General features: G+C 52.1%; 19 protein-coding genes. 5 read left to right on the top strand and 14 right to left on the bottom strand.

The genetic code is table 11. The features are described from left to right. Positions 1–155 precede the first annotated feature (155 nt). Complete coding sequence (locus ACW9KT_RS05665) at positions 156–425, bottom strand: hypothetical protein (protein ID WP_457078396.1); 270 nt, start codon at positions 423–425, stop codon at positions 156–158. A gap of 212 nt (positions 426–637) precedes the next feature. Between ACW9KT_RS05665 and ACW9KT_RS05660 the strand changes: the two genes are divergently transcribed. After that, positions 638–1,123, top strand: coding sequence for a hypothetical protein (locus ACW9KT_RS05660; protein WP_457078395.1), 486 nt, complete (start codon positions 638–640; stop codon positions 1,121–1,123). Between the two features lie 184 nt (positions 1,124–1,307). Here ACW9KT_RS05660 and ACW9KT_RS05655 read toward each other — a convergent pair whose 3' ends face one another. From ACW9KT_RS05655 to ACW9KT_RS05595, 13 genes are all read right to left on the bottom strand, one after another. Then, positions 1,308–2,723 carry a RagB/SusD family nutrient uptake outer membrane protein gene (locus ACW9KT_RS05655; RefSeq protein WP_457078394.1) on the bottom strand — a complete coding sequence of 472 codons (1,416 nt, stop codon included), beginning with the start codon at positions 2,721–2,723 and terminating at the stop codon, positions 1,308–1,310. A gap of 19 nt (positions 2,724–2,742) precedes the next feature. Further along, the gene (locus tag ACW9KT_RS05650; RefSeq protein WP_457078393.1) at positions 2,743–5,736 is read right to left on the bottom strand and encodes a SusC/RagA family TonB-linked outer membrane protein; all 2,994 of its coding nucleotides are present in this window, start codon (positions 5,734–5,736) and stop codon (positions 2,743–2,745) included. 712 nt (positions 5,737–6,448) lie between these two features. Beyond that, positions 6,449–7,393, bottom strand: coding sequence for an N-acetylornithine carbamoyltransferase (locus ACW9KT_RS05645; RefSeq protein ID WP_457078392.1), 945 nt, complete (start codon positions 7,391–7,393; stop codon positions 6,449–6,451). Between the two features lie 38 nt (positions 7,394–7,431). After that, positions 7,432–7,800, bottom strand: a complete 369-nt coding sequence (locus ACW9KT_RS05640; RefSeq protein ID WP_457078391.1) for a hypothetical protein — start codon at positions 7,798–7,800, stop codon at positions 7,432–7,434. Between the two features lie 10 nt (positions 7,801–7,810). Further along, positions 7,811–8,086 (bottom strand): hypothetical protein, encoded by a 276-nt coding sequence (locus ACW9KT_RS05635; protein WP_457078390.1) that lies wholly within the window; start codon positions 8,084–8,086, stop codon positions 7,811–7,813. 32 nt (positions 8,087–8,118) lie between these two features. Next, complete coding sequence (gene carB / locus ACW9KT_RS05630) at positions 8,119–11,349, bottom strand: carbamoyl-phosphate synthase (glutamine-hydrolyzing) large subunit (RefSeq protein WP_457078389.1); 3,231 nt, start codon at positions 11,347–11,349, stop codon at positions 8,119–8,121. A 105-nt stretch (positions 11,350–11,454) separates the two neighbouring features. Continuing rightward, entirely contained in the window at positions 11,455–11,823 is a 369-nt protein-coding gene (locus tag ACW9KT_RS05625; protein ID WP_457078388.1) for a hypothetical protein, read from the bottom strand. 90 nt (positions 11,824–11,913) lie between these two features. Beyond that, on the bottom strand, positions 11,914–12,531 hold the full coding sequence (locus ACW9KT_RS05620; RefSeq protein ID WP_457078387.1) for a GrpB family protein: 618 nt from the start codon (positions 12,529–12,531) through the stop codon (positions 11,914–11,916). 3 nt (positions 12,532–12,534) lie between these two features. Then, entirely contained in the window at positions 12,535–13,614 is a 1,080-nt protein-coding gene (gene carA / locus ACW9KT_RS05615; protein WP_457078386.1) for a glutamine-hydrolyzing carbamoyl-phosphate synthase small subunit, read from the bottom strand. Positions 13,615–13,702: 88 nt separating this feature from the next. Continuing rightward, positions 13,703–14,866, bottom strand: a complete 1,164-nt coding sequence (locus tag ACW9KT_RS05610) for an aspartate aminotransferase family protein (RefSeq protein WP_457078385.1) — start codon at positions 14,864–14,866, stop codon at positions 13,703–13,705. Next, positions 14,866–15,849, bottom strand: coding sequence for an N-acetyl-gamma-glutamyl-phosphate reductase (argC, locus tag ACW9KT_RS05605; protein ID WP_457078384.1), 984 nt, complete (start codon positions 15,847–15,849; stop codon positions 14,866–14,868). Before argC ends, ACW9KT_RS05610 begins: the two co-directional genes overlap by 1 nt. Then, on the bottom strand, positions 15,836–17,023 hold the full coding sequence (gene argG, locus ACW9KT_RS05600; RefSeq protein ID WP_457078383.1) for an argininosuccinate synthase: 1,188 nt from the start codon (positions 17,021–17,023) through the stop codon (positions 15,836–15,838). Before argG ends, argC begins: the two co-directional genes overlap by 14 nt. Positions 17,024–17,148: 125 nt before the next feature. Further along, entirely contained in the window at positions 17,149–17,718 is a 570-nt protein-coding gene (locus ACW9KT_RS05595) for a GNAT family N-acetyltransferase (RefSeq protein ID WP_457078382.1), read from the bottom strand. A gap of 576 nt (positions 17,719–18,294) precedes the next feature. Between ACW9KT_RS05595 and argB the strand changes: the two genes are divergently transcribed. The 4 genes from argB to ACW9KT_RS05575 all read left to right on the top strand — a co-directional run bounded on the left by argB (position 18,295) and on the right by ACW9KT_RS05575 (position 22,880). Continuing rightward, positions 18,295–19,077, top strand: coding sequence for an acetylglutamate kinase (gene argB, locus ACW9KT_RS05590; RefSeq protein WP_457078381.1), 783 nt, complete (start codon positions 18,295–18,297; stop codon positions 19,075–19,077). Next, a complete protein-coding gene (locus ACW9KT_RS05585; RefSeq protein ID WP_457078380.1) occupies positions 19,065–20,132 on the top strand; it encodes a M20 family metallo-hydrolase in 1,068 nt (355 codons plus the stop codon). The genes argB and ACW9KT_RS05585 overlap by 13 nt, the downstream gene beginning before the upstream one ends. 125 nt (positions 20,133–20,257) lie before the next feature. Next, the gene (argH, locus tag ACW9KT_RS05580; protein WP_457078379.1) at positions 20,258–21,562 is read left to right on the top strand and encodes an argininosuccinate lyase; all 1,305 of its coding nucleotides are present in this window, start codon (positions 20,258–20,260) and stop codon (positions 21,560–21,562) included. Between the two features lie 124 nt (positions 21,563–21,686). After that, positions 21,687–22,880, top strand: coding sequence for a ribonuclease D (locus ACW9KT_RS05575; RefSeq protein ID WP_457078378.1), 1,194 nt, complete (start codon positions 21,687–21,689; stop codon positions 22,878–22,880). Positions 22,881–22,933: the final 53 nt, after the last annotated feature.

Below are 22,933 nucleotides of genomic sequence, written 5' to 3'. Positions count from 1 at the left end.
CTCACCAGCTAATGTTTAAGTAAGCGCCATGGTTGGTGGTGGTTTCTAACGTTTGCAACCTCTTGCGACCGCTATTGCTGTGCTATCTAGAAACCACGAAGCCGAAGAACCACAGGTGTTGTAGTTCTTCGGCTTCTATTTAGCTTCCGCTTAGACTAAGATTCTGCCTGTGGAATTTCGTCCGTGACAACCGCCGAGGGGCCTTTCTCGCGTAACTCGTAGAGCACGCCCTCTGATACGCCGCGGCCAAAAACGCACAATCCTGCATTGAAGACGCCCAGCGCCAGGGTACCGGCGGCCACCCATTCGCTAGTGGGTACTTGCTTGCGCTGAAGGCTCGTAGCCCACTGAATTAGGCAGGTGCCAAAGCCAACCAACATGAGGCCAGACGGGGCAAAGAGGAGCCATTTTTTCTTATGTGTCATCGGTGTTGCGTTTAAAGAGTTTGTCAACTAGGAAAAGAACGTCTCGTAAACCGGCTTTCTGTTGCTTTAGATGAATGCAACTGCCGATTAAAAAGACGCACTGTCTTTTCTCCAATCGTACCTTTCGCCTTTTAGGTTACGTCTTTGTCTGCTGGGGGGCTTTTTGGCCGCATCCTCAGGCCCACCGACGCCACATTTATTTGCCTGCCTTTATGAGTGCTCTCCGTTACGAACAACTGCTGCGCGCTGCCTTCCGCACCGACGCCGACGCGGCCTACTACCTTACCGAGCCCGATACGGCCGCATACGCCACCTTCGAGCACGCCAGCCGCAACGATATCCCCTTTCGGTTTGAGCGCGTACGCCTAGGGGTGGCCATGTCATTGCTCAAGCTGCTCACCGACCTAGGCGACCACGAGGAAAGCCGCCGCGTGCTCGACGTGCTACACCGCGCCCTGAGTGCTCGCTCCGTAGCCGACATTGATACCGTTATCACCCGCGACGCGAAGCTGTTTGAGCGGCTGTATACCAACTTATATGTGAATGACGAGGGCGAAGAAATTCTGCACCTCTTTGAGCGGACCCTCGACGCCGACACTAAAGAAATGATGGATGCGGTAATCGAAGAAGCATTGGCGTTAGCTCAGGAAATAGACTTCGACGCGCTACATGACGATGATGACGACGAGGATGAATAGGCTTTAGCAAGTAAGATCTCCGCTGAATAGGAAGTCCAGAAGATGCAGTTTGTATTGTAGAAGGGCTAGCGCAAACGCCTAGAAGGCTAGGGCATCGCCGACTGTAAAAATCAGCTTAAGCTTAATTTATAAAAAAGCCCCCCAGAATTCTCTGGGGGGCTTTTTAGATACTTTCCTATCCGGATTAGTACCCGGGGTTCTGAACTAGACCTGTGTTGATATTTATCTCACGCTGCGGGACTGGAAGCACAAGGATATTATCGTTGATACTTACCTCTCTAGCAGGATTGGTACCAGTGGCCGGAACAAAAATATTGGTTCCGGTGCGTTTCAGATCGTGCAGACGGAAGCCTTCGAATGCCAACTCTAATTGCCGCTCGCGGAGAATGGCGGCCAAGGTAAGTTGATCAGCAGTGAGTGGTGTAGCACTTGAACGAGTCCGAACACGGTTTACGTCAGCAAGAGCGGTAGTCGCGTCCCCAGCACGGAATGCAGTCTCTGCCCGAATCAAATACATCTCAGCCAAGCGGATGAGCGGAATGTTTTGGCCAAATGCTGTGAACTTACCCGTGCGCAATTGGCCAGCAGGCCGGTTAGTGCCCGTACCCTCATACAGAAGCGAGGCCGTACCGCGAGCATCTGTTGCCTCATAGAGACCGGCAAAAGCAGGCAGCACCCGTATATCACCACGTCCTTGCTGACCAATGCTGGAGAAGAAGGTAGCCAGACCTGCGTTAGCGGTACCAGCGTTATTCTGATCGTTTTGCTGAATCTCCAGTAAAGTTTCCGAGGTATTGCGACCAGTAAATACGGACGAAAGCGTAGGAGCCAACGATCTGCCACTGTTCCGGATTACGTCGTCGGCTAGAGTGCGAGCTTGTGCGAAGTTGCTCTGCTGTAGATATACACGCGCCAATAGTGCCTTAGCTGTGAACGAAGTAGCACGTGTAGGATTGGTGGCAGGCAGCAATTCAGTGGCCGCAGTCAAGTCTGCTAAAACTTGTGTGTACACTTGCGCCACCGTAGCGCGGGTTCCTAAGGCAGAAGCCTGCTCCACGCTTTTCACTGGCACCAAGCTAATCGGTACTCCAAGCTGTGCGTTGGCACCACCAGGCTCGTACTGCTTAGCATAAAGACGCACAAGCTCGAAGTACAGAAGGCCCCGAACAAAGCGGGCTTCTCCCTCATACTGGCTCTTCAAAGCCGGCGTCGTTACTACCGGCAGCGCGTCAAGGATCAGGTTAGCTTGGTTAATAGCCTCATATGCACCACGCCAAATAGTTTCGGCGGTACTATTCTGTGCGTTTGTTTGTCTATTAAAGAACTGGCGATAGTTAGCAAAACTGCCCTGAAACTGAATGTAATTGTCAGCAGCCATGAATTCAGGCACCAAAATCAGGTCAGTACCATACAACGTTGGCCCACCCAGTTGGGCGTACATACCCACTACAGCGCTTCCTACATTAGCTTGATTACCAAGCGCTGTAGTAGCATCTATCGATTGGGAAGGATCGATTTCGAGTTTGTCATCGCATGAGCTCAAGCCCAGGCTTAAGCCCAGGGCTAGCAAAGCAGCCGACCGAAAAAATATCGTTTTCATCAGAAGTTACGTCAAGGAATTAAAAACCTAGATTGAGGCCGACCAAGAAGGTTTTAGCCAACGGCGGGGTGTAGAAGTCAACACCAAGTACATAGTTGCTCTGACCGGCAGGCTGGTTGTCAGTGCGCGAAGTAAATGCAGCAGTGTTCACTTCTGGATCATAGCCATCGTAATTGGTGATGGTAGCTAGATTCTGAGCTTGTACATATACGCGAGCGGTTTGCAGGAAGCCTATCTTGGCTACCGAAGCAGGCAGTGTATAGCCCAGGGTTACATTTTTCACCCGCAGGAAAGAGCCTTTCGAAATCCAGCGCGAAGAAACCTGTGTTCCGTTTGCGGCATAAAGGCGGGCTTGAGGAACATCAGTGATATCACCAGGGTTCTGCCAGCGTCTTAATTGGTCGGCAGACTGGTTATCAAAGTAGTCCGCGTTCACGGATTGATAAATACCAGCTGAGTTGTAGATGTCGTTGCCATATACAAACTGGCCAAGCACATTCAGGTCAAAACCTTTAAATGAGAAGGTGTTGGTGACACCACCTGTGTATTTAGGATTTGGATTGCCAACAACTTGTAAGGGCGACTGGGTAATGTCAGTCGTGGTAGAGTTATCTTCGGCATAATACAAGGCATCACCATTAGCAGGATCTACACCAGCATACTTACGACCCCAGAATACACCAATTGGCTGACCCTGGCGCACGCTAGCTAGCTGTCCGCTTTGGATAGGTGCAGCCAGTTCGGTGATTTTGTTGCGGTTGAAGGAAATGTTGAAGTTGGTGCTCCACTTGAATTCCTTATCAAAGTTGCGCGTGTTCAAGGAAATTTCCAGACCGCGGTTCTCAAGCTTACCCACGTTCTCAGTTACGCTACGATAGCCATTTACATAAGGCAGCAAGCGGCTGAGCAGCAAATCATCCGTGTTTTTCTGATACACGTCAATTTCACCGGAAATGCGGTTGTCGAAGAAACCGAACTCCAAACCAATGTCCGTTTGAGCGGTAGTCTCCCACGTTAAATCGGGGTTGCCCACAACAGTGCTAGGACGGATACCCGCTTGGTCGGCATATGGAAGGGCGTTGAATAGACCACGGGAGAGGAAGTTGCCAATCTCAGCATTACCAGTCAGACCATAGCTAGCCCGCACTTTCAAGAAGTTGACGATAGAGTTCTCCTGCAGAAAGTTTTCTTCCGAGATCACCCAGCCCAAGGAGCCAGCGCCGAAGGTACCATACTGATTGTTGGAACCGAAGCGCGATGAGCCGTCGCGACGGACGCTACCCGACAGCAGGTACTTACCCTGGTAAGCATAGTTGACGCGGCCGAAGAACGAAACGAACGAGAACTCGTCCCGCGATGAGCTTGAACCGCCCGTTTTGATAGCAGCACTGGCAACTCGGGTAAATTCTGAATTTGGGAATCCCCGTCCTTCAGCAGCTGTTTCTTTCGCATCAGAGCGCTGGAAAGAGAAACCAGCCAAAGCTTCAATGCTGTGTGCCTCGTTGAGCGTCAGCAGATAGTTGGCTGTGTTGTTGGTGGTGTAGTTCATCACCTGCACCTGGTTGCTATAGCCATAGCCTGTATTACCACCGCTCGATGTTCCGGTTGGGTAATATTGATCTTCATTCAGGTTCAGGAAGTCGGCACCAGCCTCCGTGCGAATAGTCAGGTTTTTGATTGGGTTGAACGACAAATAAGCATTGCTGAATGATCGGTAGGTACCTGCCCGGTTTGTTCCCAAATCAATATCAATCAAGTTATTTGTGTAGAGTGTCCGCCTGTTCAGTTCACCAGTTTCAGGATCGATTTTGGGTTGCAACGGCGGCAATGCGTTTAGCTGCACTGGGTTAGTGAAGGCATTATCATTGGGAAGACGATCGTTTACCGAGCGCGTCAATGACAAGTTCAAGCCCACTCTTACCTTATCCGTAATAGAGTGATCCAGGTTGATGCGAGCACTGCCCCGACGGAAACGGTTACCGACGATAATACCCGTTTGATCGTTGTAAGTAGTGCTCAAATAGAAGCGGGTTTTGGCATCACCTCCGCTAACGTTAGCGTCATACTGAGTTACTTTACCAGTGCGGAAGGCTTCATTAGCCCAGTTTTGATCAGCCGTTGAGTTGAGGTCGATACCAACAGAAGCAAGTTCCTCCTCAATATCATAGCCCTCATTTTCGGCTGCTTCCGTGAACAACTCCTTGTACTGTTCGGCGTTCAGGAATTTTTGTCTTCTGGTAGTCTCGCTGGTACCGATGTAGTAGCCAACATTCACCTTAGTTTGTCCCTGGCGGCCACTCTTGGTAGTCACAAGCACTACGCCATTGGAAGCGCGTGCGCCATAGATGGCGGAAGAAGCAGCGTCCTTAAGAATAGTAATAGACTCAATATCATTCGGGTTCAAGTCAGCTAGCGGATTCAGGGGCTCTACATCCGAACCAACGTCCTGCGACGTAACAGGAATACCGTCAATCACATACAGAGGCTGGTTCGAAGCCGTTACGGACGAGGCACCACGTACGCGGATTTGAACACCTGCTCCCAGTTTACCGGAAGTTTGGTTGATGGTGACACCGGGGGTGCGGCCCTGAATAGCTTGCTCAAAGCTTACTACCGGCACGTTTTCTACATCCTTGCTGCTGAGCTGTGTTACGGAGCCCGTCACCTCAGATTTTGACTGGCTACCATAACCCACAACTACGGCTTCATTCAGGAGCGTTTCGTTGGTGCCCAGGCGGGCATTAATCACTGACTGCGTGCCTACCGCGATATTTTGCGTGATGTAGCCAATGGAGCTAATCACCAGCGTAGCATTCGGCTGCACGCTCAGCGAAAAGGTGCCATCGGCGCTGGTGCTCACACCGTTCGTGGTTCCGCGTTCGAGCACCGTTACACCGGGCAGGCCCGAGCCGTCGAAGTCGGTCACGCGGCCAGTCACTTCCCGGGTTTGCGCCCACGCAGTCGTGGCCAGCAGCAAGCACCAGACAAGAGAGAGTAAAAGTTTGTGTTTCATTAGGATTTGGCTTTAGGCCTAGTTAAAGTGAAAAAAATACTGGTTTGGCCAACCAGTTGGACAGGTGTTAAAAGTGGAAAAAATTATAAATATGGCTTGCGCGCACTCCTACCCCCTAGCTCGTCAGAATTAGGTGCGCGGTTTAATCTACTGAATAAATGCTTTTTAATGACAACTTAATACCAAATTACATAAGCCAATAATCCTAGTGTTTTTATTTGAATGTAATGTACTAGCCTATTAAACTGGCTAATCGGCCCATTTTAAACGTTTTTTGATAAGACATATTTTCTTAACATCTTCATTAGTAATAGATACAGTCCAATCCCAATTGCTTTAGGAAACACACAATTAGCCTTGCTGTTTCCTAAGTAAAAAAGTATAATAATTATAAGTATTAGTGTTTTCTAATTATTATCATTATCATATTATTCATAAAAAATTATCTCAATTAACGAACAGTATATTACAATTATGAGCAACCTCGCTGATAGAGGCAACCGGTGGCAACTTGCATAGCACTTATACGGAACTGTATGCTTCAGTATAATGCTCTGGCTGCCCACCCATTATAACTGTATGAACCAGAACATACTTATAATGGTACAGAGCCATATAACATAAAGCATAATCTAAAACCAGGTTTCATAGACAACAAAAAGCCCCCCAGCAGCAGCTGGGGGGCTTTTTGATTTCGAGCTACTTTGATTAGCTACTTTAACATCTCGTGCAGCACGGTTTGCATCGAGAACACCCGATTGCCAGCCTCCTGAATCACCAGCGAGTTGGGCGAATCCAGAATAGCATCTGATACTTCTACGTTGCGGCGTACAGGTAAGCAGTGTAGAAACTTAGCTTCGTGAGTGGCAGCCATGTGTTCAGGCGTAAGCATCCAGGCAGAGTCGTTGCTGATAACTTGGCCATAATCAAGGTAGCTGCTCCAGTTCTTAGCCTGCACAAAATCGGCGCCTTCCAGGGCCTTCTTCTGGTCGTATTCAATGCGAGCGCCTTTAGTGAACTGGGGGGCTAATTCGTAGCCTTTGGGGTGAGTGATGACAAAATCAACCCAATCAACTTCCGAGAACCAGTCGGCGAAGGAGTTGGGTACGCATTGGGGCAAGGCACGCACGTGCGGAGCCCAAGTCAGCACTACTTTTACACGCTCCTTTTGCTTGTGCTCGGCCACCGTAATCAGGTCGGCAAACGACTGGAGCGGGTGGAGCGTGGCGCTTTCCAAGCTGATAACGGGTACAGTGGCGTACTTCAAAATCTTGTTGAAAACTTCCTCACTATAGTCGGCTTCGCGGTCCTTGAGCGTAGGGAAGGTGCGCACGCCCAATACATCGCAATACTGGCTCATTACGGCAATAGCCTCCTTGATGTGTTCCTGGGTGCCGCCGTTCATTACCGCGCCATCGGCCATTTCCAGCGTCCAAGAATCGGCACCAGCGTTGAGCACCCAGGCTTGGGCGCCGAGGTTGTAAGCTGCTTTAATAGAGCTGAGACGGGTACGCAGACTAGGATTGAAAAAGATTAGCCCGACCGTTTTATTCTTGCCGATATGCTGGTATCCGTATGGATTTGCCTTGATTTCTAGGGCTTGCTGCAATAGGGTTTTATAATCGCCTGCGTCGGCGAAGGAGGTGAAGTTTTTCATTAAGGGGTGAAGTGTGGAAGCTTACTGCTGTCAAAAAGCTAGTAGTTATCGTGCAAGAATTTTTGATCGTAATTAACCTCCGGCATTTTCTTCAAAAACATGATATCAATACTATCCCCCGGACTATATCCGACAATATTCATGGTATGGCCAGTGTACAGCTTGTCTTTTACTTTAAAATGGTAGTAGTAGCCGTTATTGTTTCTCAGCCCTTGGTATAACTGTGAAGTAAGAAACGCTTTTGTGGTTAAGCCTGTGGTGGCAACTCGATACTGTTTAAAGGTTTTGGCAGCACCTACGCTCAATAGGTATACAAAAGGAAGTAGAATAAACAGCCATGCTATATGCAAACGTGCTACTCCTATATCTATCCATAACTTATTCCAGAATGTAGATCCGGCCTTCATATCAGAATGTCTATTCGTCACTGACTTTCAAATCCAAACCAGCATATAGCGGAAACAGATGGTAACCGCAGTGCTCAGTAAAAACAGCTACTTCCCGAAACCCTGGTGCCTCAATAGTAAAAGCGTATTTAAACTCAACTTTTGAGTCATCTTCAAACTGGATTTGTATTACACCGTCCAGTGGAAAATCGGAAGCACCGAGCTTATTAAGCTCGGTGCTTCCTTTGGCAACCAAATATTCATGAAGCTTGAGCTTCCAGCGTTCCGGCAAGTCTTCGTGGCGCATAATGTTCAACGTCAAGACGCAAATATGCGTCTCTACATCGCCTTATACTCGTTCCAGCTCTTGATCTTCAGATCCTCCAGCTTCAGCGTGCAGAAGGCTTGAATGAACGCCTTGGCTAGCCGCGCATTCGTCAGCAAGCCCACGCCGAAGTCCACGGCGGTGCGGCGGATTTTGTAGTCGTTGTCCAACTCGCCTTTTGAGAGGTTTTTGGGTATGTTGATGACTAGGTCGATCTTCTTTTCCTTGAGGTAAGTCAGCACGTTGGGCTCTTGGTGGTCGTCGGGCCAGAAGACGAGGGAGCTAGGCACGTTGTTTTCTGCAAAAAAGCGGTGCGTGCCCTGCGTGGCGTAAATGGTGTAGCCGCTTTGCACCAACAGTCGCGCAGATTCCAGCAGCGCTATCTTAGAGAGGATAGGGCCGCTGGAGATCAGCACCGACTTCTGCGGAATCTTGTAGCCCACGCTCAGCATCGATTTCATAAGGGCTTCCTCGGCCGTGTCGCCCAGGCAGCCAACTTCGCCGGTGCTCACCATGTCCACACGCAGTACCGGATCAGCGCCGGGCAGGCGGGTAAATGAGAACTGCGGAGCCTTCACGCCCACGAAGGGCAGATCATAGACCAACTCACTCGCGTCGCGCTCCACTTTCTTACCCAGCAACACCTGGGTGGCCTTGCGGATGAGGTTGTGGCCCGAGACCTTGGATACGAACGGGAAGGAGCGAGAGGCGCGGATATTGCACTCAATCACCCGGATTTCGCGGTTTTTCTCCAAGAACTGGATGTTAAATGGCCCGCTGATTTCGTAGCGCTTGGCAATCTTCTCAGCAATGACTTTGAGCTTGCGCACCGTGCCCACGTACACGCGCTGGGGCGGGTAGTACATAGTGGCGTCGCCGGAGTGCACGCCGGCAAACTCCACGTGCTCGGATATGGCATAGCTCACGATTTCGCCCTTGTCGGCCACCGCGTCCAGCTCAATTTCCTTAGCTTCCTGTATAAACTCCGAAACCACGACCGGGTATTCGGCGCTTACCTCGGCAGCCGCCCGCAGAAATGCTTCCATCTCAAACGCGTTGGAAACCACGTTCATAGATGCCCCCGACAACACGTAGCTCGGACGAATCAGTACGGGGTAGCCTACCTCGTTCACGAACTCAAACATCGCATCCAGCGAAGTCAGCTCTTTCCAGCGGGGCTGCGCAATGCCCAGCTCATCCATGATGCTGCTGAACTTATGGCGGTTCTCCGCTTCATCAATGCGAGCCGGCGCCGTACCCAGGACGGGCGCATTCGCATCGGCCAAACGGGTAGCGAGGTTGTTCGGAATTTGCCCCCCAGTGGACAAAATAATGCCCCCCGGCTGCTCAAATTCAAGTATATCCATCACCCGCTCGAAGCTCAGCTCCTCGAAGTACAGCCGGTCACTGACATCGTAATCGGTGCTGACGGTTTCGGGGTTGTAGTTGATGATGATAGTTTTGTAGCCTTCCTCAGCGGCCGTCTGCACGGCCTGCACACCGCACCAATCAAACTCCACGGAGCTGCCGATGCGGTATACACCCGAGCCCAGCACCACCACCGACTTGTTGATTTCGGGCTCCAGGTCGTTTTCGGTGCCGTGATAAGTGCTGTAGAGGTAATTGGTTTTCGCCGGAAACTCGGCCGCCAGCGTATCAATCTGCTTGATAACAGGCAGCACGCCCAGCGCCTTGCGGCGCGCACGTACCAGTAGCTCGTCGGCTTTCACGTCGCCTTCGCCTAGCAGCTTCACGGCTATTTGCTGGTCCGAGAAGCCAGCTTTTTTGGCTTCGCGCAGTAGAAGGGTTTCGAGCCCGTTCAGCCCGTTTTCACGACCTGACGCCAGCTTGTTTCCCAGCTCAAAAATGGTGTAGAGACGCTGCAAGAACCAGTGGTCAATCCGGGTCAGCGCGTGCACTTGTTCCAATGTGTAGCCAGCTTCAAACGCCAGATTAATAGCGAAGATGCGCTCCTCGTTTGGCTCGCTCAGCAGCTTGTCGATAGTAGCAATATCGACATCCTCGGGCCTATTTGCCACGAAGCCACGCTTGCCGGTATCCAGCATACGCAGGCCTTTTTGAATAGCTTCCTCGAAGGATTTGCCGATTGCCATCACCTCGCCCACGCTCTTCATGGCGGAGCCAATTTGCCGGTTTACGCCCTCGAACTTACCCAAGTCCCAGCGCGGCAGCTTCACCACCACATAGTCCAAGGCCGGTTCGAAAAAGGCTGTAGTCGTCTGCGTCACACTATTTTTCAGCTCTGACAGCGAGTAGCCTAAGCTCAGCTTAGCAGCCACGAAAGCCAGCGGATAGCCTGTTGCCTTAGAAGCCAGCGCCGAGGAGCGCGACAAGCGCGCATTCACCTCAATCACGCGGTAATCTTCCGAAACCGGGTCGAGAGCGTACTGAATGTTGCACTCGCCCACAATGCCGAGGTGGCGAATGGTCTTAATGCCGATGCTACGCAGCTTGTGGTACTCGCGGTTGCTTAGCGTTTGCGAAGGCGCCACGACGATGCTCTCTCCGGTGTGAATACCAATGGGGTCGAAATTCTCCATGTTGCAAACCGTGATGCAGTTATCATACTGGTCGCGCACCACTTCGTACTCCACTTCCTTCCACCCCTTCAGCGACTCTTCCACCAGAATCTGGTCGGACGTCGTGAAGGATTTCTGGGCCAGGGCTCGCAGCTCATCCATGTCATTGGCAAACCCACTACCGAGGCCACCCAGAGCAAATGCTGCCCGCACGATAATCGGGAAGCCAATTTTCTCGGCCGCCGCCAGCGCGTCTTCCATGTTCGTCACAGCCACGCTGCGCGCGCAGAACACCCCAATCTGTTCGAGCTTCTCCTTGAAAATATCCCGATCCTCGGTGTCGATGATGGACTGTACGGGCGTACCCAGGACCTTCACGTTGTATTTGTCAAACACCCCGTCGCGGAACAACGCCACGGCGCAGTTCAGGGCAGTTTGCCCCCCAAAGGCCACTAAAATACCATCGGGCTGCTCCTTCTTGATAACCTCCTCCACGAAGTAAGGCGTCACGGGCAGGAAGTACACATCATCGGCAATGTTGTCCGACGTCTGCACGGTGGCAATATTGGGATTGATAAGGATGGTGCGGATGCCTTCCTCTTTCAGCGCCTTCAGGGCTTGCGAGCCAGAATAATCAAACTCTCCGGCTTCTCCGATTTTAAGGGCGCCAGAACCGAGGACGAGAACTTTGTTGGGTTTTTCCATTCTTAGAGTTGAGGTAACAGGCCGCTAGTGCGGTCATGTTCAAAGGCAGTGGTGCAGAGCCCGCCAAAGCGCGTGGCTCGTTGGATTAGGTTGGTGTTTTTGTTCTTAGTTCGTAAAGGTGGTGTCGCTCTTTATCATCTTCCACTCGCCAGATGGCTGTTTGACTACCTGAGTTTTAATCGTTGCGGTGGACTTCTCGCCTTTCAGAATGACCCGAAAAGCAAGTGAATCTTCTCTAGGGCCCAGCTTGTCCAGCTTAAAATCTTTGGATACAATCTTCCCCGTACGGCTAAGTATTCTGGGAGAAGATTTAGCGCCATTCAGGGCAGCAACCACCACATCGGACTTTTTGCCTAATGCCAGTTTGAAGACGTCCTCTCCCTTAAGGTTCTTGATGAAGTAAAACGCTGCAAATGCTACTGCTCCTAACAGCAAAATTCCCCAGTTCTGAAAACTTCTACTTTTCGTTTGCATAAGAGTAGTGCGTTAGGAAGTGGTGGATGAGAAGAGAATAACCTCAGGTAGAACACAGCCGAAGCGTGCTTATGGCTTCACTAAGGTCAGCTATTCACAAGAATCTCTAGTATTCGTTGCAACAGGTTCCCAGCCTATTTTTTCAGCCCATAAGTCGGCAGCGTAATAGATTAAATGGAACGCCGGTTCTTTCAGGAAAAGATATCCATCTATACTGTCCGGGAACAGTTTGGCAGCGCGGCACTTTAATAGCTCGTATTCCGCACGCGCATGATCATTGGCGCAGAGGTAATCTCGAAATAACAGCGCAAATCGAGTATTAAATCGGCCAGCTTCACGCACATGAATATGGAAGCGTCGTTCACCCAGTGGCTCACGAATATAGATTTTGCGCAGCTCTGGAGATTGGGACGGCAAACCATGAAATTCATCGTATTCAAATGAGTTTCTTGGTTGAAAACCGGCTTCCTCTAAAGACTTTATTAGAATAGCCGTATTCTCAATACTCGCCACAGTTAATTGTATATCAATTACATCCTTTGCAGACAGAGCGGGTACAGCCGTAGAGCCAATGTGGTCGATGCGCAAAATGGCATCACCGGTTACAGTACGAATACGCTCAGCCATTTCAGTAAACTCTCTAGCCCAAACCTTCTGATATGGTAGAAGTACTACCGGCCGGGATTTTGTAAACTGATGACTAAGCATTTACTACGCTTTGGCTGCTTTGTACTCCGCTACCGTTTTCAGAAAATCATCAAACAGATACTCCGTATCCTGCGGCCCACCAGCAGCTTCGGGGTGAAACTGGGTGGAAAAGAACGGCTTGGTTTTGTGCTTGATGCCTTCGCAGGTACCGTCGTTTAGGTTTTCGAACAGCATTTCCCACTCGGCGGGTAGCGTGTCGGTGTCTACCGCAAAGCCGTGATTCTGGCTGGTGATATAGCTGCGCTGGGTGCCGGTGAGCTTCACGGGCTGATTGTGGCTGCGGTGGCCGTACTTCAGCTTGAACGTGTCACCGCCCGCGGCCAGGCCCATGAGCTGAGAGCCCAGGCAGATGCCGAAGATGGGTTTATCCTGCTGCAAAGCGGTTTGAAGGTGACCGATCGTAGCTTCGCACATCTTCGGGTCGCCGGGACCATTGCTGAGGAACAGGCCGTCGTAGTCGAGCGTGGTAAAGTTATAGTCCCAGGGCACGCGGATCAACTCCACGTCGCGCTCCAGGAAGCAGCGGATGATGTTGGTCTTGGTGCCACAATCGACGAGCACGATTTTGTGCTGGCCTTTGCCATAGTGCTGCACGCCGGCTGGACTTACCTGGGCGACCAGGTTTTCCTGGTTAGGATCGTGGAGCGGCACATCGTCTTCGGCTACAATCTTACCGAGCATGGCGCCTTTCTCGCGCAGCTTTTTAGTGAGCATGCGCGTGTCCACACCGAAAATGCCGGGGATATTGTACTCCGCCAGCCAGTCGCCGAGGCTTTTGGCAGCGTTCCAGTGGCTGTGCTCCTCGGAGTAGTAGTTGACGACCAGCCCGGAGATATGAATCTTATCCGACTCAAAAATCTTGGATATCGACTCGTACAGCTCCTCGCCAGGTACGCCATAGTTACCCACCATCGGATAAGTCAGCACCAAGATTTGCCCCCTGAACGAGGGGTCCGTCAGGTTTTCGGGGTAGCCCGTCATGGCCGTGCTGAATACTACTTCACCTGCGGCCGAGGTGTGCGCCCCGAAGGAAGTACCCATGATTTCGGTGCCGTCTTCTAGGACTAGCTTTACTTGTTTCATCAGTTGAAAAGAAATCTAGTTGGTAATTATACTTAGAGCTAAAAATTAGCTCCCCTCCTCAGTTGAAGAAGGGAGCTAATTTTTAGCTCTAATCAAGTGCAGAAGCTTGTTGAATAACTTCTACCGATTTCTCTGTTAGCGTGTATAGTGCCTGTAGAAACCGGTCTACTTCTGCTTTCGTGATATTAAGCGGGGGCAGCAACCGTAAGACTGTCGGGTCGGAGGCATTGCCAACGAAGATGTGGTTCTCCGTCAGCAGCTTGTCGCGCAGATCTTTGATGGGGAAGTCGTACTTGATGCCGACCATCAACCCGCGGCCGCGGATTTCCTGAGCTTGAGCATTAGCTTCTAATTCAGATCGCAAATAGCCCCCCAGCTCATCGGCGTGGGCTATCAGGTTTTCCTGCTCAATTACTTCTAACACTGCCAACGCGGCAGCACAAGCTAGGTGGTTGCCGCCGAACGTAGTGCCCAGCAAACCGTACGATGCCTTCAGCTCCGGCGAAATCAGGATGCCGCCGATGGGGAAGCCGTTGCCCATGCCTTTGGCCACCGAAATAATATCGGGCTGAATACTGGCGTGCTGGTGGGCGAAGAAGCGGCCGCTACGGCCGTAGCCACTTTGCACTTCATCAGCAATAAGCACGACGCCGTGCGATTTGCAGAGCGCAGCCAAGCCTTGCAGAAATTCGTCAGAAGGCATAATAATACCCCCCACGCCCTGGATTGGCTCTACAATGACGGCGCAAACATCTTCGCTCTGCATTACGCGCTCTACTTCAGCCAAGTCGTAGCCGACGAAGGAAATGCCGTGGCCCGCGTTGAACGGCGCTACAATCTTAGCGTTATCAGTAGCGGCTACCGCGCCAGAGGTACGACCGTGGAAAGCACCTTTAAAGGCAATAACGTGCTTTTTGCCGGTGTGAAATGAGGCTAATTTCAGCGCATTTTCGTTGGCCTCGGCACCGGAGTTACACAGGAACAGGCTGTAATCGGGGTAGCTGGAGACTTCGCCTAGCTTCTGAGCTAGTTCGGTTTGAATCGGAATTTGGACCGAGTTGGAGTAAAACCCGATCTGGTTCAGCTGCTCGCTGATGCGACGAACGTAATGCGGGTGGCTATGGCCGATGGAAATAACGGCGTGACCGCCGTAAAAATCCAGGTAATCCTGACCGTTTTCGTCCCAAAGCGTTGCTCCTAGCGCCTTTACCGGCGTGATGTTAACGAGCGGGTAGACGTTGAATAAATCCATTAGAAAGCGACTGATTTAAGCTGAAGCCCTTGATTTTCCGGGTACCCGAATAGTAGGTTCATGTTCTGCACCGCCTGCCCAGATGCTCCCTTTATCAGGTTATCCAAAGCCGACGTGACGAGTAATTGCTTGCCGAATTTCTGCACGTGCAGCACACACTTATTGGTGTTCACGACCTGCTTCAGATGAATTTCTTTGTCCGAAACCGTAGTAAAAGGGGCATCAGCGTAGAAATCCTTGAATAGCTGCCGCGCTTCATCCTGACTTAGATCCGAAGGCGTATACACGCTGGCGAAGATACCCCGCGAGAAATTGCCGCGGTAAGGAATGAAGTGAATGGCGCCCTCTAATTGGGGCTGTAGCTGCGTCAGGCTCTCCCCTATTTCACCAAGGTGCTGATGGGTGAAGGGCTTGTAAATGGATACGTTATTAGTGCGCCACGAGAAGTGCACTGTCTCCGACAAGCTCTGCCCAGCACCCGTAGAACCGGTGATGGCCGATACGTGCACGTCGTCGGTGAGCTGCCCAGCTTGCGCTAGCGGTAGCAAAGCCAGCTGAATAGCCGTGGCGAAGCAGCCAGGATTGGCAACGTTTTGGGCCGATTGAATAGCGGCTTTGTTCAGCTCTGGCAGGCCATACACGAAGCTGCGTTCAGCAACATCTTTGTCCATGTTCAAGCGGAAATCATTGCTTAAGTCAATGATTTTGGCGCCCGAAGGTACGCTGTTCTTCTCTAGAAAACTGCGGGAATTGCCGTGGCCTAAGCACAGGAAAACTACTTCTTCGTCGCCGTTCAGGTCGCTTTGAAAGCGCAGATCGGTTTCGCCTACCAGGTCGTCGTGCACGTGGTAGACTGGGTTGCCCGCGTTGGAAGAACTGACTACCGCGCTAATCGTCACCTGAGGATGGACCAGCAGAATGCGAATCAGCTCGCCGGCCGTGTAGCCGGCCCCACCTACGATGCCTACCTTAACCTTCGCCATTGAAGCTGCTGTGAATTTTGAGCTGGTTGCTGAATATTTTGATGAAGCCCTGCGCGTCGCGGGCATCCCAGGCGTCGTTTTCCTCGCCGTAGGTCGCCACTTTGGAGCGCATCATATCATATTTGGAATCAATGCCTTGCAGCTCAAACTGATACGGCTTCAGCTTGATAAACACCGTGCCCGACACGCGGGCCTGCGACGACTCTAAGAAAGCTTCCATGTCGCGCATCACGGGGTCGAGGTACTGGGCCTCGTGCAGCAGCGTGCCGTACCAATTAGCGATGTAGTCCTTATGCAGTAGCTGCCAGCGCGACGAGGTATGCTTTTCCAGCAAGTGGTGGGCTTTGATCAGAATTAGCGGAGCCGGGGCCTCGAAGCCTACGCGGCCTTTGATGCCAAGAATCGTGTCGCCCACGTGAATGTCACGGCCGATAGCGTATTGGCCGGCTAGCTCGTTTAGCTCCTGAATAAGCTGTACGGGGGGCATTTTTTGGCCGTTTAGGGCCACGGGCTCACCTTTCTCGAAGGTGACTTCGATGGCGGTGGGCTCGGTCTGCTGTAGTTGGGTTGGGTAAGCCGTTTCGGGTAAAGCCTGGTGGGAAGTCAGGGTTTCGACGCCGCCCACGCTAGTGCCCCAGATGCCTTTGTTGATGGAGTATTTGGCCTTTTCCCAGCTCATTTCTACGCCGTGGCTGCGCAGATACTCAATCTCGGCTTGGCGGGAGAGCTTCTGGTCGCGGATGGGCGTGATGATTTCGGTCTGGGGGGCAATTACGGAGAAAGCCACGTCGAAGCGGACCTGGTCGTTGCCAGCACCGGTGCTGCCGTGCGCAATGTAGTCGGCCTGGTGCTCGCGGGCGTACTCGGCCAGGGCCAAGGACTGGAACATACGCTCAGCACTCACGGAGAGCGGGTACGTGTCGTTTTTCAGGATATTGCCGAACAGCAGATACCGCAGGCAGTCTTGGTAGAAGCGCGTTGTGACGTCGATGACCTCGTGCTTGGTGGAGCCCAGTTCGTAGGCACGGGTCTCTATCTGCTGCAATTCTTCGGCAGAAAAGCCCCCCGAGTTGACAATGACGGTGTGTACTTCCAGGCCTAACTCCTTGGTCAAGTACACCACGCAGTATGACGTATCTAAACCGCCGCTGTACGCTAAAACTACCTTTTTCATTTCTTGATTAACTATGTAAGAACGTCATGCAGAGCGGTAGCGAAGCATCTCGCTCGCGCCGTTAGATTAGTAATCTAGCGTCAGCACGCGAGATGCTTCGCTATCGCTCTGCATGACAACCAACTTTATTTTTCTTGACTTAAAATCTCAATGGTCTGCTGGCTGAATTGGTCGTTCAGAGTGTCGTAGACCATGCCGGTGCAGAGGCACATTTTGCGGTCGTTCTCCATGAGGATGGGGTAGTTCTTGCAGCTCGCGCAGCCTTTCCAGAAGTCATCGCTACGGGTTAGCTCCGTAAATGTCACGGGCTTGTAGCCGAGCTCGGTATTGATTTTCATCACCGCCAAGCTGGTAGTGATGCCGAAAATCTTCGCCGCGGGGTATTTACTGCGAGAGAGCTTGAACACTTCGTGCTTGATGGCGCGACCCAGGCCTTCCTTGCGCAGGGCGGTGTTCACAATTAGGCCCGAGTTGACCACGAAATTGTTGTTCTCGTAGGTTTCAATGTAGCAGAAACCGGCCAGCTCGTCGTCGATAAAAGCGATGATGGAGTCGCCCTTCACCATTTTCTTGGCGACGTAATCGGGGTTGCGCTTGGCAATGCCAACGCCCCGCTGTTTGGCCGATTCCTCGTACCATTGACAAAGTGTTTCCACGTACCGAGCGTCGTCGGCATTGGCTACGCGTATCATCATGGGAGTATAACTGGGGTGCCTGATGGCAGGTAATACGAAGTGAGAGGAAGAATGGCGGAGCTTACGGACAAGGCTACGCGGCAACCGAAACCGGCTTCGGGAAAATAAACCCGGAAAAAGAGGTGGTTAGCTTGGGTCTCGCTAGGGCAGCAAAGGCTGTCAGCGAGGCAAGAAAAGGCGCACTATGGCTTACACTCGTGTCAAAGGATGATTCGTGGACGTTCTCTTGAGTGGGGTTCTGGAAGAGGGCCCCGCGCCGGTTTTTATCGCGCTAAAAACGCAGGCGAATTATTGCAGCCAGCTCTTAAGCTGGCATTGTTCGCACGGCCAAAGTGGGCCGCGGCAGAAGCGCAATAGAAGAGATAAGAATCATGACAGGTACCGTAGTACAGAGTAGGTTTATGCGGTTTAAATCGAATAGGCCGCTAAATCGTTGCAAAACTAGACGTTTTTTTTTGGAAACTTTACCGGCCCGGCTTTAAAAAAGTGTTAAGCTTATATATGCTCCGGACCAGCTAGCAACCCTGCTAGCTGCAAACTCGGCCCTTACTGACCTGAGTGCCGCATTTTACCTACATGAGTGAAGTCCTAAAAATTTTCAAGATCGGAGGCGGAATTATTGACGACACTGCCCAGCTTAGCTTCTTTCTAAGCGAGCTGGCGCAGGTAGCAGGTAAGAAAATTGTGGTGCATGGGGGCGGCAAAGGCGCCAACGAGCTGCTGACGACCCTAGGCATGCTGCCCAACATGGTAAATGGCCGCCGCATCACCGACGCCGCCACTCTGGACGTGGTAACCATGTTCTACGCCGGCAAAACCAACAAGCAAATCGTGGCCTTGCTCCAGCAAGCAGGCGTGAATGCCCTAGGCCTCTCCGGCGCCGATGGCAATGTTATCCAGGCCACCAAGCGCCCTGTGGGCGAGATTGACTACGGCTTTGTGGGCGACTTGCACGAGAAAAGCGTCAACGCAGAGCTGCTTCAACTGCTGCTGGGGGACAATTTGACGCCCGTTTTCTGCGCCATCACCCACGATGGCAAAGGCCAATTGCTCAACACCAACGCTGATACTATTGCCAGTACTCTGGCCCGCGCGCTAGCCAATCGTTACCAAGTAGAGCTGCATTTCTGCTTCGAGAAAGACGGTGTACTCGCTGACGTTGACAACCCTCAATCCGTGATTCCACAGATCACAACTACGCTTTACACCCAGTTGAAAGCCGACGGCGTCATTGCCGCCGGGATGCTACCTAAGCTCGACAATGCTTTTGCCGCTCTGGCTGCTGGCGTAGCTACCGTGGTTATTGAGAATGCGCTGAAGATTAATGAGCCGGTAAAAACAATTTTATGCCGGGACTAATCAAGCAGCTTTCTGAGAAGGCTATTGGCTTGCTCATTCAGCTTATTCAAACTCCCTCCTTTTCACGGGAAGAAGACAAGACGGCTGATTTGATTTTTGCGTTTCTGACAGCGCACGGCGCGCAACCTCAGCGGAAGCAGCACAATGTATGGGCCGTTTCAAGTAAATTTGCCCCCCACAAGCCCACCATCCTCCTCAACTCTCACCACGACACCGTAAAGCCCGGTACGAGCTGGACTGCTGATCCTTTCGGCGCTGTGTTAGAAGACGACAAGCTAATCGGACTGGGCAGCAACGACGCTGGCGCTTCGGCGGTGAGTTTGCTGGCTACCTTTCTTTATTTTCAAGAGAAGGAAACCGACTTTAACCTCATTTGCGCCATCACGGCCGAGGAAGAGGTGTCGGGCGCGAATGGCATTCGTCTCATTTTGCCTCAGCTGGGCAAAATTGACCTAGGTATTGTAGGAGAGCCAACCCAAATGGACTTAGCCATTGCCGAAAAAGGCTTGGTTGTGCTGGATTGTGTAACCCACGGCCGCACCGGCCACGCCGCCCGCAACGAAGGCGAAAATGCCCTCTATAAAGCCCTGGACGACATGTTATGGCTGCGTAACTACCGTTTTCCAAACGAGTCAGACCTGCTGGGGCCCGTAAAAATGACGGTGACACAGGTGCAGGCGGGCACCCAGCACAACGTAGTGCCAGACACGTGTCGATTTGTGGTGGATGTTCGCACCAACGAGCTGTATTCTAATGAGGAAGTCGTGCGCATCGTGCGAGCGCACATACAGGCTGACGTAACTCCCCGATCCGTGCATTTGAACTCCTCGCGCATTGATCCCGTGCATCCGCTGGTGGTGCGGGGGGCAAATTTGGGCCGCAAGCTGTTCGGCTCCGCAACGCTTTCGGATCAGGCCGTGATGCCCTTTGCCACGGTGAAAGTGGGCCCCGGCGACTCTGCCCGCTCTCACACCCCCGACGAATACATCTACCTTAGCGAGGTGAGAGCCGGCATTAAAGGTTACATCGAGCTGCTGGAAGGCTTTCGTTTTTAACCAGCTGTAGAGGCACATAATTGTGTCTCGTCGTTGAACGAATCGGCCACGAATTATTCTACCATCTCGCCCCCACGAGGAGACACAAATACGTGTCTCTACACCAATCGCACAATTATTTAGATATGAAAATCTGGGAAAAGGGTATTGCCGTTGATGAGAAAATCGAGCGCTTTACCGTCGGCAAGGACCGGGAGTTGGACTTATACCTAGCTCATTTCGACGTGCTAGCCTCCAAGGCGCAAGCCGTGATGCTGGCGAAAGTCGGGCTGATTTCGGATGAAGAAAAAGACCAGCTTCTGCAGGGTTTACAAGAACTGGAAGTTGAAATTGCCGCCGGCCACTTTGTGATTGAAGAAAGCTTTGAAGACGTACACTCTAAAATTGAGTTTTACCTCACTGAAAAATTTGGCGACGCCGGCAAGAAAATCCACACCGCCCGTTCCCGCAACGACCAAGTGCTGACGGCTATTCAGCTTTTCCTGAAAGATTACACAGAGCAAGCCGCCGCCAAAATCATGGTGCTGGTAGATATTTTGCTGCAAAAAGCGGAAACCCACCACGCCGATTTGATGCCTGGCTATACCCATTTTCAGGCCGCCATGCCCAGCAGCTTCGGGCTATGGTTTTCGGCCTACGCTGAGCATTTGCTGCTGGATATTGCCTTGTTCGAAGCTGCACACACCGTTGCCGACCAAAACCCGCTGGGTTCGGGCGCTGGTTTTGGTAGTAGCTTCCCAATTGATAGAAGGCTGACCACCCAGGAAATGGGTTTCGGGCAGTTGGCCGTGAGTGCGGTGGGAGCGCAAATGCTGCGGGGCAAAACCGAGAAAACGCTGGGTTTTGCCTTAGCGGGTGTTGGGGCTACACTCTCAAAGCTGGCGTATGATCTTGTGCTGTATAACAGCCAGGATCTGGCATTTGTGGAGTTGCCGTCCGCTTTTACAACGGGCTCCAGCATTATGCCTCACAAGAAGAATCCTGATGTGTTTGAGCTGGTGCGGGCCCGCTGCAACGCTTTGCAGGCATTGCCCAACACGATTGCACTTTGCATTAACAACTTGCCTAGCGGCTACCACCGCGACTTCCAGCTACTAAAGGAGCTGCTGTTCGAGCCTATGATGCAGTTTGTAGACATTCTCGACATGCTCATCTTCGCCCTGCCCCAGCTCAAAATCAAGCCCGACTTACTGAACCAGGCCAAATACGACGGTGTTTTCTCGGTGGAGAACATCAACCAGCTTATTCAAGCGGGGGTGCCTTTCCGGGAGGCTTACCAACAGGTAGGACGGGCCGTGAACGACGGCAGCTACGTGCCACATCGCGAGTTTGCCACCACGCATCTGGGCAGCGTCCACAACTTGGGGCTAGCCGAAATCCGAGCGAAAGTAGAGCAAGTCAGACAACGAAGTACTGTGCTGACCAGCTAGTTACGGTCGATCTTACGTGCCAAATGGCGGCATTGCTTTTGCCCCCCACTCCTGCCTACCTTTGATAAAATGCCCCCAGCCTCGGTGCTTGCCTTTTGGGCTCCGATTTTCGCTTCGATTTTTCATGTCACACCCTGAAATACAATATATAACCACACCAGCAGCCGTGCAATCCGCGGCTGATGCAATGCGCCGCACGCCGCGCATTGCCGTGGATTTGGAGTTTGATGATATGCGCCACCGCTACGGCCGTAATCTCGCTCTTATCCAAATCTTCGATGGGCCAAGCGTTTATCTCATTGACCCCATTCCTCTTACCAATCCGGCCCAGGATTTGGAGCCCATCTGGGAGCTGCTGCGCGACCCCGCGATTGAGAAGGTCTTCCATAGCTGTAAGTCGGATATCCTGCTGCTCGATGAGCTTTATGGCGTGCACGTGCGCCACATCACCGATACCAGCGTGCAGTACACGCTGCTCGCCGAAGCCGATAACAATATTTCTCTGGGTCGACTGATTCAGAGTGAGTTGGGTCTGGAAGTAGATAAAGGCGAGCAGAAGTCGAACTGGTTGAAACGCCCCCTTACGGAGGCACAGAAGTTGTACGCGGCCAACGATGTTATCTATCTTTTTGAGCTAGCCGACCGCCTGGCGGCCAAGCTAGAAGCATTGGGCCGCTCCCACTGGGCAGCCGAAGAGAATAAGGCGTTGGAAACCGTGCGCTACACCCGCGACGAGCGTCCTTATCTGCGCATTGCGGGAAAATACCGCATTCTGCCCGGCGAGATGCCTTTGTTTCGCGACTTGTACTTGCTGCGCGACCAGGTAGCCAAGCAATTGGATCGGCCGCCTTACATGGTGTTTGCTAATGACCGTCTTTCAGAGCTGGTCCGCGATACGCCCCGCGACCTCAGCGACTGGAAAGCCGCTCGTGGTCTCCACCCCGAGCTGAAACGCGCCCCTTACTTGGATCAGCTTGCTGCCCTCTCACCCGACACCTTCGTGCCCGTACCCGAGCCGGCTCCTACCGGCGAGCAGCGCCGCTTCCCCTTCCGGCGGCGGCTGAGCGGCGAAAAAGCCGCCCGCGCCGATGCCCGTGAGCAGTTGTTGCTTCAGCTAAAGACCTTGATTACTGCTGATATCAATGGCTATGTGGCCAACTTGGTGTTGTCAAACCGGCTTGTAGCTGATATCGTAGAGCTGGGTGCTGAGCGCGTATTACGCCCTTGGCAGCAAACCATTCTACGCGAAACGGCCCAGCGTCATTCTCTCGACTACAGTCTAATTGCTGAGCCTTTTGATCAGGCGCTGCAGTCATAGTCAGTTAGCTTATAGATAAGAAAAAGGGCGCTAGGTAGTTTACCTAGCGCCCT

This window comes from Hymenobacter sp. HD11105 (assembly GCF_054051685.1).
The sequence above is the reverse complement of the archived record's forward strand: the minus strand, read 5'-3'. Positions and strand labels throughout refer to the sequence as shown.